This is a genomic window from Campylobacter concisus (assembly GCF_003048535.1).
GTDB lineage: Bacteria > Campylobacterota > Campylobacteria > Campylobacterales > Campylobacteraceae > Campylobacter_A > Campylobacter_A concisus_S.
Genome location: NZ_PIRQ01000004.1, coordinates 98,279 through 115,252 on the forward strand (window position 1 = coordinate 98,279; position 16,974 = coordinate 115,252).

A 16,974-nucleotide genomic window follows, 5' to 3' on the forward strand; every position below is an offset into this window, starting at 1 on the left:
AAATGAAATTTACAAATTTATTAAAAGTAGTAGCCGTGCTTGCAATGGCTTTAAATTTACAAGCAAAAACTATAAAAGATGGCGTGCTAACAGTAGCAACTGAAGGCACTTACGCGCCTTTTACATTTTATAATGACAAAAATGAGCTAGTAGGATACGACGTAGATATCGCAAAAGCAGTAGCACAAAAGCTAAATTTAAAAGTTGAGTTTCTAACAGCTCCATGGGACGCGATGCTAGCTGCATTTGACGCTGGCAAGGCAGACGTTGTGTTTAATCAAGTTAGCATAACTGATGAGAGAAAGAAAAAATATGCTTTTTCAGTGCCTTATACCGTGACATTTGGCGCTATCATCACTAGAAAAGACAATAACGATATAAAAAGTTTTGCTGATCTAAAAGGTAAAAAAGATGCCGACTCAGCGACTAGTAACTGGGCGAAAGTCGCTGTAAAATACGGTGCTGAACACGTCGTAACAGATAGTTTTGCTAAAAGTATGGAGCTTCTTATATCAAGACGTGTAGATGCTGTTGTAAGAGATAACATCGTATTTTACGACTTTATAAAAGAGCGTCCAAACGCACCTGTGAAGATAGCTGCCTCACTTGACGAGAAAGACTACACAGCAGCAGCTGTTAAGAAAGACAACGCCGAACTTGCAGAGCAAATTTCAAATGCACTAAACGAACTTTCAAAAGATGGAAAACTAGAAGCCATCTCAAAAAGCTACTTTGGCAAAGACGTCTCAAAATAAATTTATAAACCAACAAGGCAAAAATGGAAAATTTAGATAGAGTGATCGAGCTTGTTTCAAGCTCGACGCTACCGATGATCATCGCACTTTTAAAAGTGACGATCCCACTTACTTTGCTCTCGTTTTCGCTAGGGCTTGTCATCGCCATTATCACAGCAGTAGCAAGGCTTTCAAATATAAAAATTTTAAAATTGATATTTGCCACCTACGTTTGGATATTTCGCGGCACGCCACTTCTTGTGCAGCTTTTCATCGTATTTTACGGGCTTCCTAGCATCGGCGTCACACTTGATACTTGGAGTGCGGCGACTATTGCATTTAGTCTAAACGTGGGTGCTTATGCGTCTGAGTCCGTAAGGGCTGCCATTCTTTCTGTGCCAAAAGGTCAGTGGGAGGCTGCCACATCGCTTGGCATGACGCACTATCAAATTTTAAAGCGTATCATCGCACCTCAAGCAGTGAGGATCTCGTTGCCACCGCTTTCAAACACATTTATAGGCCTTGTTAAAGACACTTCACTAGCAGCTTCTATAACGATGGTTGATATGTTTATGGTCGCTCAAAGGATCGCAGCAAGGACCTTTGAGCCACTCATCCTCTACATCCTAGCAGCACTTATCTATCTAGTGGTTTGCACACTTTTAACCTATCTTCAATCAAGGCTTGAAAAAGCTGTCTCAAGGTATGTCTAATGGCTATAAATTTTAAAAATATAAGCAAATCTTACGGCGATCATTTGGTGCTAGATAACATAAACACAAGCTTCAAAGAGGGACAAACGACCGTGATCGTTGGCTCATCTGGTTGTGGTAAATCAACACTTCTTAGATGCATAAATTTACTTGAGATTCCACAAAGTGGCATTTTAGAAGTAGATGACAGAGCTGTAAATTTTAAAGAGAAACTTAGCTCAAAAAAGCTTTTAGAAATTCGCAAAAAAACAGGCATGGTTTTTCAAAGCTTTAACCTTTTCCCACACCTAACAGCGCTTCAAAATGTCACCGAAGCTCCGATCTATGTTCAAAAAAAGGATAAAAACGAAGCAATAAAAGAGGCAAAAGAGCTTTTAGCTAAAGTGGGGCTTAGCCACAAAGAAGATACCTATCCAAACAGGCTCTCAGGCGGACAAGCACAGCGCGTGGCCATCGCTAGAGCCTTAGCTGTAAATCCATACTTTTTACTACTTGACGAGCCTACAAGCGCGCTTGATCCAGAGCTTGAGGCTGAAGTTTTAAAGGTCATCTTATCTCTTGCAAAAGAGAAAAAGTCTATGGTCATCGTCACTCATAATATGAATTTTGCTAGAAAGATAGCTGATAGAATTTTGTTTTTAGATAAAGGCGTGATCGCATTTGATGGCTTGGTAGATGAGTTTTTTAATAGCCAAAACGAAAGAATAAAAAGCTTCATCTCCGCTATGGATATATGAAAATTTTAGCTAGAGTTTTTCTAGCTAAAATTACATTAAGCAAAATGAGGCTTTATCTGCTCGATCCAAGCTGAAATTCTACCCTCAGTTTTGTCGCTCTCGTTATCAGCGTCAAGTGCTAAGCCTACAAATTTTCCATTTCTTACAGCATCAGAGCCATCAAATGTATATCCATTGGTGCTAACCTCACCAACTACCTTTGCGCCAGCTTTTACAACCTCATCATAAAGCTTTGCCATGCCGTTACAGTACTCATCAGAGTAGCTCTCGCTATCGCCCATGCCAAAAACAGCGACTGTTTTTCCGCTTAAATTTAACGCTTTAAAGTCAAACGCATCCCAGTCATCTTGAAGATCACCACTACCCCAGGTTGATGTACCAAGGATGAGCTTATCAAAGCTATTTATCTTCGCTGCGTCTACATCAGCAACGTTTAAAAGCTCATTTTCAAGGCCTAGACCCTCACTTATAAGTTTTGCTGCATCTTCGGTATTTCCCATGCTGCTTCCATAAACTATACCTATCATTTTTATCCTTTTTAAAAAATTTTACTAATAATCGTATAAGGCACAAGCTTGATCAAACCTCTCGCATAACAGTGCCTAACCTCAACGTGTCGCCTAAATTCCTCATTTCTAGGAAAAACGATATAAACCATCTCGCACTCGTGACCAAGCACACCGACAGCTCTATCTATATCGTCGTTTAAATTTCTCATATCATCAAAGCTCACTTTTTTAAAGCTTGGCATGATGCTGAGCAAATTTTTACCATCTTTTTTAACCGAAATGACACCGCTATTTAGCATGACCTCTTTATCTTGATGGCGGAGGCGTATTTTATCATAAACAAATTGACAAAACATCTGTGCCGCATCGATGCAAAACTCAAATTTTCCACTTGCATAAAGCATTTTTATCATCTTTGCAGCCGCCATTTTTGGCTCTTTTGCTATAAATTTTATCTTTGAAAAGTCACCTTTTAAATAAGCATTTATGATGATATTTGATGAAATACAAAAGCGGTCTGCTGGCTTAAAATTTAGACATTTCTCACGAAGCAGGAAATTTATCCTGGCCTCAAAAATTTCTTTGAAATTTAGAAATTTAGCGTAAGAAAGTGGTATTTTTAGCTCACTTTCTACACCAGAATTATAAAGTGCAATAAAAATTTTTGCACGCGAAAGCCTATCAAGCTTTGCAAAAATATTTGGAGTTATTTCGCCAATATCTGATAAAAGCCCGAATCTCATTGATTATTCTTTGCATCCAAATTCCTTATCTAGCCCAAAGACCTTGCAATACTCGCAAAATACGCAGCTAACACTTCTTTTTGCACAAACAATTGGAATATTTCTCTTTTTTGCTTGAGTTTTAATAGTCTTCATAGTGTTGTGGTTTAAAAAACTAGTTAGCATCACCACACACTCGGTATCTTGAGGAATTGGCTTGCGATTTACACGGTTTTCATTTCTAGCATCCCAGTGTTCTATCTTCTCAGCTCCCAAATCATGTAAAACTGCCTTGATAGGCGTTATCTCATCTGCACCGATAACTAAAACTGACATAATAAGCTCCTAAAATTTATTCATTTTCTGATAATGATTATAAGGAAGCTTAACTAAAATTTTTCTTAGTTATGATATTTATTATCACTTATATGTAGAAATTTGTAACGTTTTGCTTAGATATTTAAACATCTAAACTCTTTTAATCTTAGATACCGTAAATAAAAATATGATAAGTCCGCTTGCGGCAAAAAAACTACCAACATTACCGATATTTTGCTCGCCTAAATGAACTATCGTTTGATGCCCTATTAGCGCCCCTGCTCCGATGCCTATGTTATAAATAGCCGAAAATATCGCCATTGCAGCATCAGTTGCATTTGAGGCAAGATTTAGCACTTTTATTTGAAAGCTCATATTTACACCAGCTATGCCAAGCCCCCAAATAAAGGCCAAGACTAGCATTAAAACTTCATTTTTAGCAATAAAATTTAACAAAAGCAAGCAACATAAAATAAGCATGATAGAAATTGCTGAAAATGCATTTGGAATGAGCTTATAAAATTTAGAGAAAAGCAGGCTTGCAACTACGCCAGCAACGCCAAATATAAGCAAGAATATTGTGATAAATTTTCCATCAAAGCCACTGATATCTTTTGCAAATGGCTCAATGTAACTATAGGTGCTAAAATGCGCACTTATGATAATTGCCGTTAGTAAAAATATGACCATTAAAAGACCATTTCTTGCAAGCTCTGGCAAGCTTTTAAGTGAGCCTGAGTTTTTACTTGGCAGAAGTGGCAAAATTTTATATAGCCAAGCTCCAACACCAACAGCAAAAATTCCGATCAGCCCAAAAGTCACACGCCAACCAAGTGCGTCACCTAAAATTCTTCCAAGTGGTAGACCAAGTATCGTCGCTAGTGATGTGCCAAGAGCTAGCAATCCAAGAGCTTGCGAGCTTTTATTTATCGGTGCTAGCCTAACAGCAAGTGAAGCAGTGATAGCCCAAAAAATGGCATGGGCAATAGCTATCATCAACCGAGCAACAATTAAAATTTTAAAATTCCAAGCAAAGGCGCAAAGCGTATGAGCTACAACAAATACGATAAAAACTTTTAAAAGAAGAGATCTTCGCTCTAAATTTGCAGTTAAAAGCATAAGCGGTAAAGAGAGTATAGTGACGCTCCACGCATAAATCGTGATGATAAGACCGGTATCAGCCGTGCTCATATCAAAGTCTTTTGCAATATCACTTAAAAGTGGCACTGGGACAAACTCAGTAGTGTTAAATATAAAAGCACAAAAAGCAAGAGCTATAACCCTTAAATAGGCTACCCTATGAACACTTATCAAATTTTATCCTTAATTTTATTTTTTCATTACGGTAATGGAATTTTGCTTAAAGTTAGTAATTTAAAAGGCAAAATTCTCAGAATTTATTAATGACATAGATTAATAGTAGATTTTGGAAACTAGCTCTATAATAAAAGATTTTTAAAAATCGTAAGAAAATTTAAGGCGGAAAAATGGCTAAAATAATGAAAACTATGGACGGAAACGAGGCTGCGGCGCACGCGGCTTACGCATTTACGGAGGTTGCAGGCATCTACCCGATCACTCCTAGCTCGCCGATGGCAGACTACACCGATATGTGGGCGGCTCAGGGCAAGAAAAATCTATTCGGTATGCCCGTTAAAGTCGTCGAAATGCAAAGCGAGGGCGGGGCTGCGGGCACCGTGCACGGCTCGCTGCAAGTAGGCGCTCTGACTACCACATACACGGCTTCGCAAGGGCTTTTGCTAAAAATCCCGAATATGTACAAAATCGCAGGCCAGCTGCTACCGGGCGTCATCCACGTGAGCGCGCGCTCTATCGCGGCCCAGGCGCTTTCTATCTTTGGTGACCATCAGGACATTTATGCCTGTCGCCAAACGGGCTTTGCGATGCTAGCAAGCGGCTCCGTGCAAGAGGTCATGGATATCGCCGGTGTCTCGCATTTAGCGGCGATCAAAGGTCGCGTGCCGTTTTTGCATTTTTTTGACGGATTTCGTACGAGCCACGAGATACAAAAGGTCGAGGTGCTTGACTACGCGCACTTTGATAGGCTTCTTGACCGCGAGGCGCTGCAAAAATTTAGAGACGAGGCGCTAAGCCCCGAGAGCCCGAAAACTCGCGGCACGGCTCAAAACGACGACATCTACTTCCAGACGCGCGAGCTAGCTAACCGCTACTACGACGCGGTGCCTGATATCGTGGCCGAGTATCTAAAAGAAATTTCAAAAATCACGGGACGCGATTATAGACCGTTTAATTATTACGGCGATCCGCACGCTACGCGCATCGTGGTCGCGATGGGTTCGGTAACGCAAACTCTAGAAGAAGTCGTCGATTACCTACGCGCAAAGGGCGAAAAAGTAGGCGTGCTAAAAGTGCATCTATACCGTCCGTTTAGCCTAAAATACCTCTTTGACGTGATGCCTGAGACGGTAGAAAAGATCGCCGTGCTAGACCGCACGAAAGAGCCCGGAAGCCTCGGCGAGCCGCTATATCTGGACGTCAAGGCTGCGTTTTACGGACGCAAAAATCAGCCCGTGATCGTAGGCGGCCGCTACGGCCTAAGCTCAAAAGACGTCGATCCTGCTCAGATGCTAGCTGTATTTGAAAACCTAAATTTAGAGGGGCCCAAGAACGGCTTTACCGTCGGTATCGAGGACGACGTGACCTTCACCTCGCTAAAAGTCGGCGAGAAAATTTCGCTAAGCGACGCAAGCGTGAAAGAGTGCTTATTTTACGGTCTTGGCGCGGACGGCACGGTGGGGGCGAATAAAAACTCCATCAAAATCATCGGCGACAAAACCGAGCTTTACGCGCAGGCGTATTTTGCCTACGACAGCAAAAAATCAGGCGGCTATACGCGCTCGCATCTGCGTTTCGGTAAAAACCCGATCCGCTCGACCTACCTCGTCTCAAATCCGCACTTCGTAGCCTGCTCGGTCGCGGCATATCTTGAAATTTACGACGTCATAGACGGTATCCGCGAGGGCGGGACGTTCCTGCTAAACTCGATCTGGGACGCCGAGCAGACGGTCGCTAAACTACCGAATAAAGTAAAGAAAATTTTGGCCGTTAAAAAGGTAAATTTCTACATCATCAACGCCACTAAGCTAGCTCGCGAGATCGGGCTAAAAAACCGCACGAACACCATTATGCAGTCGGCGTTTTTTAAACTTGCGGACATCATCCCGTTTGCCGACGCGCAAAAATACATGAAAGAATACGCGCACAAAGCCTACGCCAAAAAGGGCGAAGCGATCGTGGAGATGAACTACAAGGCTATCGACATGGGCGCTGACGGACTGGTTAAGGTCGCGGTTGATTCTAGCTGGGCAAATTTGACGGATGACGCCGCTAACGAGGAAAAATACGTCGGCGACGAATTTATAGAAAAAATCGTCAAGCCTATCAACGCCGCCAGAGGCGACAGCCTGCCGGTTTCGGCGTTTGTGGGCTTTGAGGACGGACACTTTAAATCAGGCACGACGCAATACGAAAAACGCGGCATCGGCGTCATGGTGCCGAAGTGGATCGAGAGCAACTGTATCCAATGCAACCAGTGCGCCTTCGTTTGCCCGCATGCGGTCATCAGACCGTTTCTCATCGATGAAAACGAGCTCGTCGCCGCGCCGCAAACCGTACAAGATCACGTCCTAGACGCCAAAGGCAAAGAGGTAAAAGGGCTAAAATATAAAATCCAAGTTAGTCCGCTTGACTGCACGGGCTGCGAGCTGTGCGCTCAAATTTGCCCGAGCAAGGAAAAATCGCTCGTCATGGTGCCGCTAGCCGAGGAGATGGAGCGGCACGAGCAGGAAAACGCCGATTATTTATTTAAAAAAGTAACTTACAAAGACGATCTGATGAGCAAAGATAGCGTCAAGGGCGTGGGATTTGCTCAGCCGCTATTTGAGTTTCACGGCGCGTGCCCCGGATGCGGCGAGACGCCTTATATCGGGCTTGTTACGAGACTGTTCGGCGACCGTATGATCGTGGCAAACGCCACCGGTTGTAGCTCGATCTACGGCGGTAGCGCGCCTTCGACGCCTTATACGACGAACAAAGAGGGTAAGGGCGTAGCGTGGGCAAATTCGCTATTTGAGGATAACGCGGAGTTTGGCATGGGTATGAACGTCGCGGTAGAGACGCTGCGCCACCGCATCGAAGACGTCATGCTACGCACCAAAGATACCGCGCCAAATGCCCTAGCCGCGCTATACTCCGACTGGATCGCGCACAAAAACGACGGCGAGAAAACGACGCAAATCGCTAAAATTTTAACGCCGATTTTGGAGCAAAATTTAAGCGTAGAGGGCGTAAAAGAAATTTTAGAGTTAAAAAGATACCTCGTCAAAAAATCCCAGTGGATCATCGGCGGCGACGGCTGGGCGTACGACATCGGCTTTGGCGGGCTTGACCACGTGCTAGCTAGCGGCGAGAACGTAAACGTGCTCGTACTTGACACCGAGGTCTACTCAAACACCGGCGGTCAAAGCTCAAAATCCAGCCGCGCGGGCTCCATAGCGCAATTTACGGCCTCTGGCAAGCCGATGCAAAAAAAAGATCTAGGCTACATCGCGATGACCTACGGAAATATCTTCGTCGCTCAAATCAACTCAAACGCGAGTCAAGCAAACACGATAAAAGCCATCGCCGCAGCCGAGGCATACGACGGACCTAGCCTCGTGATTGCGTATTCGCCTTGTATCGCGCACGGTATAAAAGGCGGCATGGCTTACTCCGGCGGTCAAGGCGAGCTAGCGACTAAATGCGGCTACTGGCCGACCTACGTCTACGATCCGCGCCTAATCAAAGAGGGCAAAAATCCGCTCAAAATGACCTCAAAAGAGCCTGATTGGTCGCTTTACGAGGAGTTTTTGCTAAACGAAGTTCGCTACAACTCGCTTAAGAAAACCAACCCGCAGCACGCGGACGAGCTGCTGGCTAAAAACAAGGCCGACGCGCAAAGACGCTACCGCCAGCTAAAACGCCTAAGCTTGGCTGATTTTAGCGATGAGATCGATCCTGGTGCGCCTGAAAGCGCCGAGGATGCCTCTGCCGATACCGTAGCCGAGTAGGGCACGAATTTCTCTCGCTCAAATTTGACGGGCGATGGAAAATATCTGTAAATTTAGCCGCTCGTTTGGGCGGTTAAATTTGCTTCCAAATTTGAAAATATCAAATTTAACGCGACAAATTTAAAAGGCGCAAAATGAGTCAAACCCATCCTTTTAAACCGATTTTCGATAAAAACTCTAAAATTTTAATCCTCGGATCCTTCCCTTCCGTCGTTTCTCGCAAATTTGGCTTTTACTACGCAAATCCGCAAAATCGCTTTTGGCGTGTGCTGGCCGGGATTTTAAACACTCCGTTACCCAAAAGCATGGATGAGAAGATAAATTTTCTGCTCGCTCACCGCATCGCTATCTACGACGCTGCGATCTCGTGCGAGATAAAGGGCTCGAGCGACGCCAAAATGACCGCCGTCAAGCCAGCAAATTTAGAGCCGATTTTTAACAGCGCGTGCATAGCGCAGGTATTTTCAAACGGCGGTAAGGCGCATGAAATCTGCGAAAAATACCTAAAAAATCAAATTTTAAACGCAACTAGCAAACCGCCCGTCAAGCTACCCTCGACTAGCTCCGCAAACGCAAATTTTGGCTTCGAAAAGCTCGTGCAAGAGTGGACGGTCGTAGCAGATACATTAAGAGATGGCTAAATTCATCTATCCAAACTTAGCTAATTTACTTGTTTGTTATCGCAAACGGTAAAATCTAAAACGAAGTCGCCGCCAAATTTCGCGAACATTAATTTAAGAAGCGAGCAAAATTTAAAAAGACTTGTTCGCTTCATTGCCGCAAATAGCGGCATAACCCGCTAGCTAGGCACTACAGAATTTCTACGTGCGGTTTTTGTAAGAGAGTAGATGACGAGCAGCATAATAAAGATGTAAAGCAAATTTGCACTTTTTTGTATTGATTGCATTGCTTCATCGTATTTTAGAGCATTTAGAGCCTTTTCATACGATTTTTTAGTGGTTTCATTTAAATTTTTGTAGCTGGCATTATTATCCATGGGTTCCTTTGAATATTTTATATATTTTTTCACAAAATCAATTAAAGGAGTGTTTGTTCTACTATTATCCAATCTTTCTAAAATTATTTTTCTATTTTTAACTATAAAATTGATCTTATGTTCTGCTTTTATATTAGTAAAATTTGCATCCAGAAGCATATCGTCCAAGCCATTATTATTGTATTTTATTATGTATTCTTCAAATTTGCTTTCAGCTATTTTCTCCGATGTAAAAATACCAATAAACGGCGTTATTAATACAGGTTTATCCAAAAAAATAGCCATAAAAATTAAATATGTCATAAAACGCACAAAACTAAATCTAAATAAATAAAACGACAAAGCATATAATGTCACATATAGAAGTATAAAAACAACAACATAAACAGAATAGTCAAAAGCATTAACTAAGCCTGGTGTAATGAAAATGATATATGCAAAAATTCCTATCGGCGCAGTTGCCCACAGTATTTTATACTCCACTACAAAATATAATAAACATGTTAGTAGTCCAATTAAAAAAATAAACAGCAACAATAGCACCAATATTTTAGGACTATCAATCATTGCTTTCAACAAAAAATCATCTAAAACCCAAAAAGACAATCCATACACAGCAATACTTAGAATAGTAAAGTTTATTATCTTAAATAAATTTGTGTGATGATCACTGGTATTTCTATATAATTTTAGCGTTATCAAATCTAAAAAAAGCTCGATACGACTTTTGCTTTTGGGCTTAGCTTCTACTTCATCGACAGATTTTACTTCTTTACTATTTTCGCTATTTTTAGCCTTTGCATTTTCAAGAGTAAATTCTAATTCTAGCTCTTTGCAGTATAGTTCCAGGCGGTGAAACAAGCTTGCGTCTAGCGCATTACCTTTGTTATTTAAAGCGTGTTTCATGAGTCTAAACCCGTCCCTAAAATCATTTATATTCTTTATATTATCGGTATTTACATCAGTTGCATTTTGAGTCTTGACAAGTTCTTTTAGATTTTCGTAAGTAAAATCCGTTTTTGCATTTACGAAATTTAAAGCGCCATTAAAAATAATTGATGAGAAATTAACCGGTTTTTTAAAAGTTACGCTATAAAAGCAAGCGACTTTTTTAAAATCAGCCTCATGAAAATCGACAAAATCCTCAAAAACTCTATTATTAAAATAAGCATTATCCAGAAAAATCGTATTTTTAAACTTTACATCTTTTCCAAAAGTAAGATTACTATCTGTTTTGAAGTCTGCTTCTTTTTGAAATTTGGTATTTTCAAAAATTGCCGTGCCTTTAAAGTCTGCATTAAAAAACCGTGCTTCATCGTCGAAAGTGGCAGAGTTAAAGTCTGTATCCGCTTCAAAAACGGCATTTGTAAAATCTGCTTTATTATTGAATACTACATTTAAAAAGTCGGCTTTATTTTTAAAAGTTGTTTCTGTCAGTATTGCTTCGCTAAATTTAGTTCCATAAAATTGCGCTTCCCCTTTAATAATTGCTTTATCTAAAATTACTTCATTATTAAAACGAGTTCTTATAAGGATTAAGTTATTCTCAAAACAAGCTTCGTCAAAAAATATTCTACAGTCAATTGTTTTTCGATAAAAACTTACTTTTTGTTTAAACTTAGCATTGGTAAAATTTACCTCTTTTCCATTAATCTGTTCAGATTGTAATTTAAATTCGCAATTAAAAATGGTATGCGAAAAATTTAAAGAATCAAATTCTCTAATATCCACAGTAAATTTTTGATTAAAATACGTTCCTTCACAATTTATATCTTGTAATTTATTTCTTGTAGTCAATTCAAAAGATTTATTAAAAATACAACCTATAAAGTCTATATCTTCTCTAGCGTTTTTGGATATAAAATCGCCGTTAAACGTGCATGTCTGAAAAAACGCATATCCATCTGCGTAAACTTCTTTTACAAATTCGCATCCGCCAAACGTGCTGTTATTGCTGATATCGCATAAAAATACTTTGTTTTCAAATTCGCAAGAGCTGATATTGGGAAATTCAGAGCCGGTAACTATAATAGCTTGCTTGATTTTGCTTAAATTTTTTATATCTTTTTGATTTCCTATAAGGCAGTTTTGTAGGATTATATTTGGTTCATCGCTTTGTAGATATTTTTCTAAATTTATATGATTTTTTAGACCTGGATCCAAGCTAAAGAAAAAATAATTAAAAATGAAAAAAGATTGACCGTCATATTCGCATTTTTTAACCCAATACTGTTTTTTGGGCCGCTCTAGTGTATCAAAAAGATATATATTTTCGCTAATAATTCCAAACTCTTTAAGTCTTTTAAGATCATTTTGCTCAATCTCTTCTCTTGGCGCTTGCAAAATTTTATCTATATCTAAACCCATTTTTAAACCTCGCTATCATGCACATTCTAAAAATTTACGTTATGCGAAATACTATCAAAAACCAACTTGTAAATTAATTATCAATAAATAAAAACAAACAATGGATTTTAGCCTCATCTTCACCTTAAATTTAGTTTCAAATTTTAAAATTACCCAAGTCAAACAAAGTAGGGAAAACCATGAAAATCCTAAAATTTCTATTTTTACTTCCGCTTCTAGCCATCGGCGGGCAGGCGCTGGAGCCAAAAATCGTAATGAAGCCCGAAGCAAGCCTAAAAAACGGGCTTTACTACGTAAAAGGCAAGCTCTACGACGGCACGTTAAAGATGCTGCGCTACAGCGTCGAGGACCTATATGACGTAAATGCGATGGGCATGATCTATCCGAGGCTAAAACCTCTGCCGCCCACTCTTATACGCGAGATAGACGTGCAGGGCGGCACGGCGGTGCGATATCGAGACTATTTTGACGGCAGGGACAAACCCTCAAACGAATACCCCCTAAAAAACGGCGTCCGCGAGGGCACGGCTAAGCACTACCATGCAGATAGCGGCGCGCTGATGGGCGAGAGCGAATACAAAAATGACGTCCGCGACGGGCGTTATCGCCGCTACTATTTTGACGAGGGCGGCGCGTTAAAGCAGGATGGTGTTTTCAAGGCGGACAAGCGAGAGGGCGTGTTTACCGACTATTACGTTAGCGGCGAGGTTAGCGCACGCAGCCCCTATGTCGGCGGGCTACGAAACGGCGAGGATATCGACTACTACAAAAGCGGTAAAATCCGCGGCGTGCGAACCTACAAAAATGACAAGCGAGAGGGCGCGGAAAAATGGTACTACGAAAGCGGCGCCGTGGAGGAGACGGGCGAATACAAAAACGACCTCAAAAACGGCGTTTGGAAGCGATTTTACGAAAACGGCAAAACGCGCGTGGTAGAAAATTACAAAGGCGGCGAAAAGGACGGCGTCGCGCGCGAATACTATCCAAGCGGCAAGCTCAGAGGCGAATACGAGTATAAAGACGGCCGCCAAACAGGCGCTGGGCTGGACTACTACGAGAGCGGGGCGCTGGCTGCAAAGGTAATGTTTAAAAACGGACGCTATCACGGACTATATGAGGAGTATCACGAAAACGGCGCGCTAAAAGCCAGAGTGACGTTTGAGGACGGGCTGGAGGTCGGCACGGCGAAACACTACTACGCAAACGGCAAACTAGAGGCCGAAGGGGAGTTTGTGCGCGGCAGGCTCATCCGCGCCAAAAAATACGACGAATCGGGTAAGTTAATCAGTGATAAGTCTGATAAAAACGGACTTCCGCGGGAATAAATACTAAAATAAGTTGCTACTGGCATCATTTGAATTTTTACCAAACCAAACATTTACGTCCTTTTATATTTTGCATATTTTAATTGGCTTTAAATAACACTACAATAGTCGTACTTAATATTAAAATTTTTATATTTATCTTTTGCATCTTAGTCATAAAAGTAGCAATCTCATTTATAAAATCGATAATATTTTTATAAATAAAAGCGAAATTTCAATATAACAAGTAGTATAATTGCAAGTATATAAATATTATTTTTTATATTTTAAGTGTATTTTTGATTTTTGTATTCTGGTTTTTAAATATCTTAATAAGGAGCAAAAATGCATACTCTTGGTCTAATCATAGCTCTACTTACGCTTTTTGTTGTAGGCTGGGCGATTTTAAAAGGCAAATACGCCACTTTCGTTCTTTTACTATCTGGTGTTATCATGCTTGTCTCTTCAGTCATTCTTGATACGGGAAAATTTTTACCAGAAAAGGTAAAGAGCACTGGAAATTCCTTGCTAGATGTAGTTGAGTTTATACGCTATATGCTCTCAAATAATTTTTCACAACTTGGACTTTTAATCATGTTAATGGTCGGTTTTGCAAGTTATATGACTCATATCGGAGCAAATCAAGCCTTTGTGGGCATCGCCACAAAAAGGTTTAAAGCCATAAAAAGCCCATATTTTATGATATTCATAGCTTTTTGCGTAGCAAAACTTATAAGCATGGTAATAACCAGCGCAGTTGGACTTGGCGTGCTTTGTCTTGCACTTCTTGGACCAGTTCTTATATCACTAGGACTAAATAAACTAAGCGTTGGTAGTATTTGTGCGATGAGTGGAGCTAGCTCAATGGTACTTCTTGGCTCATCGACAGCCGCTGCTGCAAAAGCAACTGAACTTGAGGTGCTTGATTATGTTTTTATCTATAAAATTCCAGCGGCTCTTCCAACTGTGCTCGTGATCGGCATTGCATTAGTTATTTGGAATAGATACTTAGACAAAAAAGAAGGTTGGGTTTGTAGCGAGCATGTAGGAGAGAGCATTAGTTTTGACGATAAGGTAGATGTTCCAAAAGAGCAAGCACCTATGATCTATGCTCTTTTACCATTTTTACCGATGATTTTAGTAGTAGTCTTTTCGCCATATTGTTTAAAAACTATAAAACTAAACATATCAAGCGTCATAATCCTTTCTATGATAATTGCTATGGTTTTTGAAGCATTTAGGCATAAATTTAGCTTTGAAAAGCTTGGTGAAGGGCTAAAAGTATTTTTTAATGCCATGGCAAAAAGCTTAAGCGGTGTTGTTATGCTAGTTGTGGCAGCTGGTATATTTGCTGAAGGTTTTAAAGCTCTTGGTATGCTTGATGCTATTGTAAATTTGGCAAAAAGCATAGGTTTTGGAGGGCTTGGCATGTCTATACTTTTTGTATTTATAACAACCATCGTTACAATCATAGCTGGCTCAAATGGTGCAAGCTTTTATCCGCTTTTAAATATGGTGCCAAATATAGCTAAGAGTTTAAACATCAACTCTGTTATGCTCGTGCTTCCTATGCATCAAGCCTCCACAATAGCTAGACCACTTTCACCTGTCTCTGGCGTAGTGGTAGCCATTTCAGGCATGCTTCACATTAGCCCGCTTTCGCTAATTAAAAGATGTAGCGTGCCAGCTATTTTAGGTCTTATAAGCCACCATATATTTGTATTTTTACTATCATTTTAAGGAGAAAATATGAGATGGAGCTTTGATGATTCTTACGTAGATTTTGATAACGAAATTTTTACCTCATCATTTGAAAATCTAAAAGCACAAAATGAAAATTTGGTTAAATTTTTAAACAATAGCGAGCTTACTAAAGCTATCATCTCATACGAAGAAGCATACAAAGAAACAACTAGCCTACTCGCATTTTGTCGTTGTAAAAGTAGCGATAATACAAAAGATGAGCTAGCTACTAAATTTGAGTTAAAAATAAAAGAGCAAAAAGCTAAACTTGATACGGCAAAGGAGCTACTTTTTGATAAATTTGATAGCCTAAAAAGTGATGATAAAATTTTTCAAAGCACTCAATTTAAACATATAAAATTTCTATATTTAGAGCATAAAAATAGTAAGAGCAAAATACAAAAAAAGAGCGAAAGAGAGTTTTTTACAAATTTAGCGCTCACAAATTTTTTTCCACTTTTTACAAATTTTAGACATCTAAATAATTTAATAAATATCTCTGCTGCCAATAAAAATGCAAAAACACAAAGCTATAATCTTGCAAAATGTATGGGTATATTAAAAGGATCAGATGATGAAATTTTACGCAAAAATGTGTTTGATGCTCTGAGTTCTCACTATGATAAATTTGCCGATCTTTATCTTGATATCTTAAATATGCTTCATGGATTTAGACTGGCTAAATTTAAGGCAGCAAAAGTTGATTTTTTAACGCCAAGCCTTGAAGAAAATAAAATGAGCCTTGACACTTTAAACGCTATGCAAGAAGCCATTAGCAAAAGAGTGGAAAAAATAAGAGAGTGTGTAAAAGTAAGAGCTAACTTTTTAGGTAGTAAAAGTATAAGAAGTTGCGATCTTTTGGCGCCTTATCCACTTAGCAAGCACAGTGAAATTTCTTATGACGAGGCTATTAGAATCATCAAAAAAGCATTAAAGCCACTGGGCGAAGATAGTTTTATCAAGCTTATGATAGATAAACACTGGATAGAAAGCGATGTGCGAGAAAATAAAGCTGGCGGAGCATTTTTTGTAAGTTTGCCAAAATTTAAGCAACCAAGAATTTTTACCACCTACATGAATACTCTTTCACACTTAATCCAGCAAGCACATGAGCTTGGGCATGCTTGGCACTACTACTTGATGCGTGATCTTCCTGTTTTAAGCGCAAATTTTCCAATGAGCTTAGCTGAGAGTGCGAGTACATTCAATGAAACTCTTTTACGAAATGAACTAAAAAAAGATGACTCACTTAGAGTAGAAATTTTATGGCAGGAGCTAAAAAGCGCTGCAAATTTTTTACTTCATATAAGCGTTAGATACGAGTTTGAGACTGGTTTTATAAAGCTCCGACAAAAAGGTCAAGTCAGCAAAAAAGATGCAAGCGATATTTTAAAACAAGCTTGGGATAAATTTTATAAAGACAGCACGAGCGATGTTGAAGAATTTTTGCCATATTTTAAGCCACATTTTTATAAAACAGATAATTATATCTACAACTATCCTTATAGCGTCGGCTATCTGCTATCACAATTCTTTCTAAGTGAGTTTAAAAAAGATGAAGCAAAATTTTGCAAAATTTATAAACAATTTTTAATAGAGTGTGGCACAAAAAGCGTGGAAGAGCTAATGAAAAAACACTTTAAAAAAGATACGACAAAGTGCGAATTTTGGCTGATTGGCATAGATGAAGCGCTAAAAAATTTAGATGAGTTTAAAAAGATAATGGCTGTATAAATTTAC

The 16,974-nt window shown here is 39.8% G+C and carries 13 protein-coding genes; 8 read left to right on the top strand and 5 right to left on the bottom strand.

Annotated elements, in window-relative coordinates; genetic code table 11:
• The first annotated feature begins 2 nt into the window (after positions 1 to 2).
• From CVS93_RS05075 to CVS93_RS05085, 3 genes are read left to right on the top strand one after another with little or no spacing between them, the layout of a single operon-like run.
• Positions 3 to 755, top strand: coding sequence for an amino acid ABC transporter substrate-binding protein (locus tag CVS93_RS05075; protein ID WP_107686816.1), 753 nt, complete (start codon positions 3 to 5; stop codon positions 753 to 755).
• Positions 756 to 778: 23 nt separating this feature from the next.
• Positions 779 to 1,447, top strand: coding sequence for an amino acid ABC transporter permease (locus CVS93_RS05080; RefSeq protein WP_107686817.1), 669 nt, complete (start codon positions 779 to 781; stop codon positions 1,445 to 1,447).
• Entirely contained in the window at positions 1,447 to 2,184 is a 738-nt protein-coding gene (locus CVS93_RS05085; protein WP_107686818.1) for an amino acid ABC transporter ATP-binding protein, read from the top strand. Before CVS93_RS05080 ends, CVS93_RS05085 begins: the two co-directional genes overlap by 1 nt.
• A gap of 35 nt (positions 2,185 to 2,219) precedes the next feature.
• Here the strand turns inward: CVS93_RS05085 and fldA are convergent, their stop codons facing one another.
• The 4 genes from fldA to CVS93_RS05105 all read right to left on the bottom strand — a co-directional run bounded on the left by fldA (position 2,220) and on the right by CVS93_RS05105 (position 5,047).
• Positions 2,220 to 2,711: a flavodoxin FldA gene (gene fldA / locus CVS93_RS05090; RefSeq protein ID WP_107686819.1), complete on the bottom strand. Its 492-nt coding sequence runs from the start codon at positions 2,709 to 2,711 to the stop codon at positions 2,220 to 2,222.
• Positions 2,712 to 2,722: 11 nt separating this feature from the next.
• Positions 2,723 to 3,436, bottom strand: coding sequence for a UDP-N-acetylmuramate--alanine ligase (locus CVS93_RS05095; protein WP_107686820.1), 714 nt, complete (start codon positions 3,434 to 3,436; stop codon positions 2,723 to 2,725).
• A 3-nt stretch (positions 3,437 to 3,439) separates the two neighbouring features.
• On the bottom strand, positions 3,440 to 3,751 hold the full coding sequence (locus tag CVS93_RS05100) for a DUF2325 domain-containing protein (protein WP_002939277.1): 312 nt from the start codon (positions 3,749 to 3,751) through the stop codon (positions 3,440 to 3,442).
• A 132-nt stretch (positions 3,752 to 3,883) separates the two neighbouring features.
• Positions 3,884 to 5,047, bottom strand: a complete 1,164-nt coding sequence (locus CVS93_RS05105; RefSeq protein WP_107686821.1) for a sugar transporter — start codon at positions 5,045 to 5,047, stop codon at positions 3,884 to 3,886.
• 173 nt (positions 5,048 to 5,220) lie between these two features.
• Between CVS93_RS05105 and nifJ the strand changes: the two genes are divergently transcribed.
• Both nifJ and CVS93_RS05115 read left to right on the top strand, forming a co-directional pair.
• Positions 5,221 to 8,823, top strand: a complete 3,603-nt coding sequence (nifJ, locus tag CVS93_RS05110; RefSeq protein WP_107686822.1) for a pyruvate:ferredoxin (flavodoxin) oxidoreductase — start codon at positions 5,221 to 5,223, stop codon at positions 8,821 to 8,823.
• A gap of 134 nt (positions 8,824 to 8,957) precedes the next feature.
• Positions 8,958 to 9,464, top strand: coding sequence for a DNA-deoxyinosine glycosylase (locus CVS93_RS05115; protein ID WP_107686823.1), 507 nt, complete (start codon positions 8,958 to 8,960; stop codon positions 9,462 to 9,464).
• Between the two features lie 158 nt (positions 9,465 to 9,622).
• On the opposite strand, the gene CVS93_RS05120 is transcribed toward CVS93_RS05115, so the two are convergent.
• Positions 9,623 to 12,187 carry a pentapeptide repeat-containing protein gene (locus tag CVS93_RS05120; RefSeq protein ID WP_107686824.1) on the bottom strand — a complete coding sequence of 855 codons (2,565 nt, stop codon included), beginning with the start codon at positions 12,185 to 12,187 and terminating at the stop codon, positions 9,623 to 9,625.
• Positions 12,188 to 12,864: 677 nt separating this feature from the next.
• Between CVS93_RS05120 and CVS93_RS09930 the strand changes: the two genes are divergently transcribed.
• From CVS93_RS09930 to CVS93_RS05135, 3 genes are all read left to right on the top strand, one after another.
• Positions 12,865 to 13,512: a toxin-antitoxin system YwqK family antitoxin gene (locus tag CVS93_RS09930; RefSeq protein ID WP_234400094.1), complete on the top strand. Its 648-nt coding sequence runs from the start codon at positions 12,865 to 12,867 to the stop codon at positions 13,510 to 13,512.
• Between the two features lie 324 nt (positions 13,513 to 13,836).
• On the top strand, positions 13,837 to 15,231 hold the full coding sequence (dcuC, locus tag CVS93_RS05130; RefSeq protein WP_107686826.1) for a C4-dicarboxylate transporter DcuC: 1,395 nt from the start codon (positions 13,837 to 13,839) through the stop codon (positions 15,229 to 15,231).
• Between the two features lie 9 nt (positions 15,232 to 15,240).
• On the top strand, positions 15,241 to 16,968 hold the full coding sequence (locus tag CVS93_RS05135) for a peptidase M3 (RefSeq protein WP_107686827.1): 1,728 nt from the start codon (positions 15,241 to 15,243) through the stop codon (positions 16,966 to 16,968).
• Positions 16,969 to 16,974: the final 6 nt, after the last annotated feature.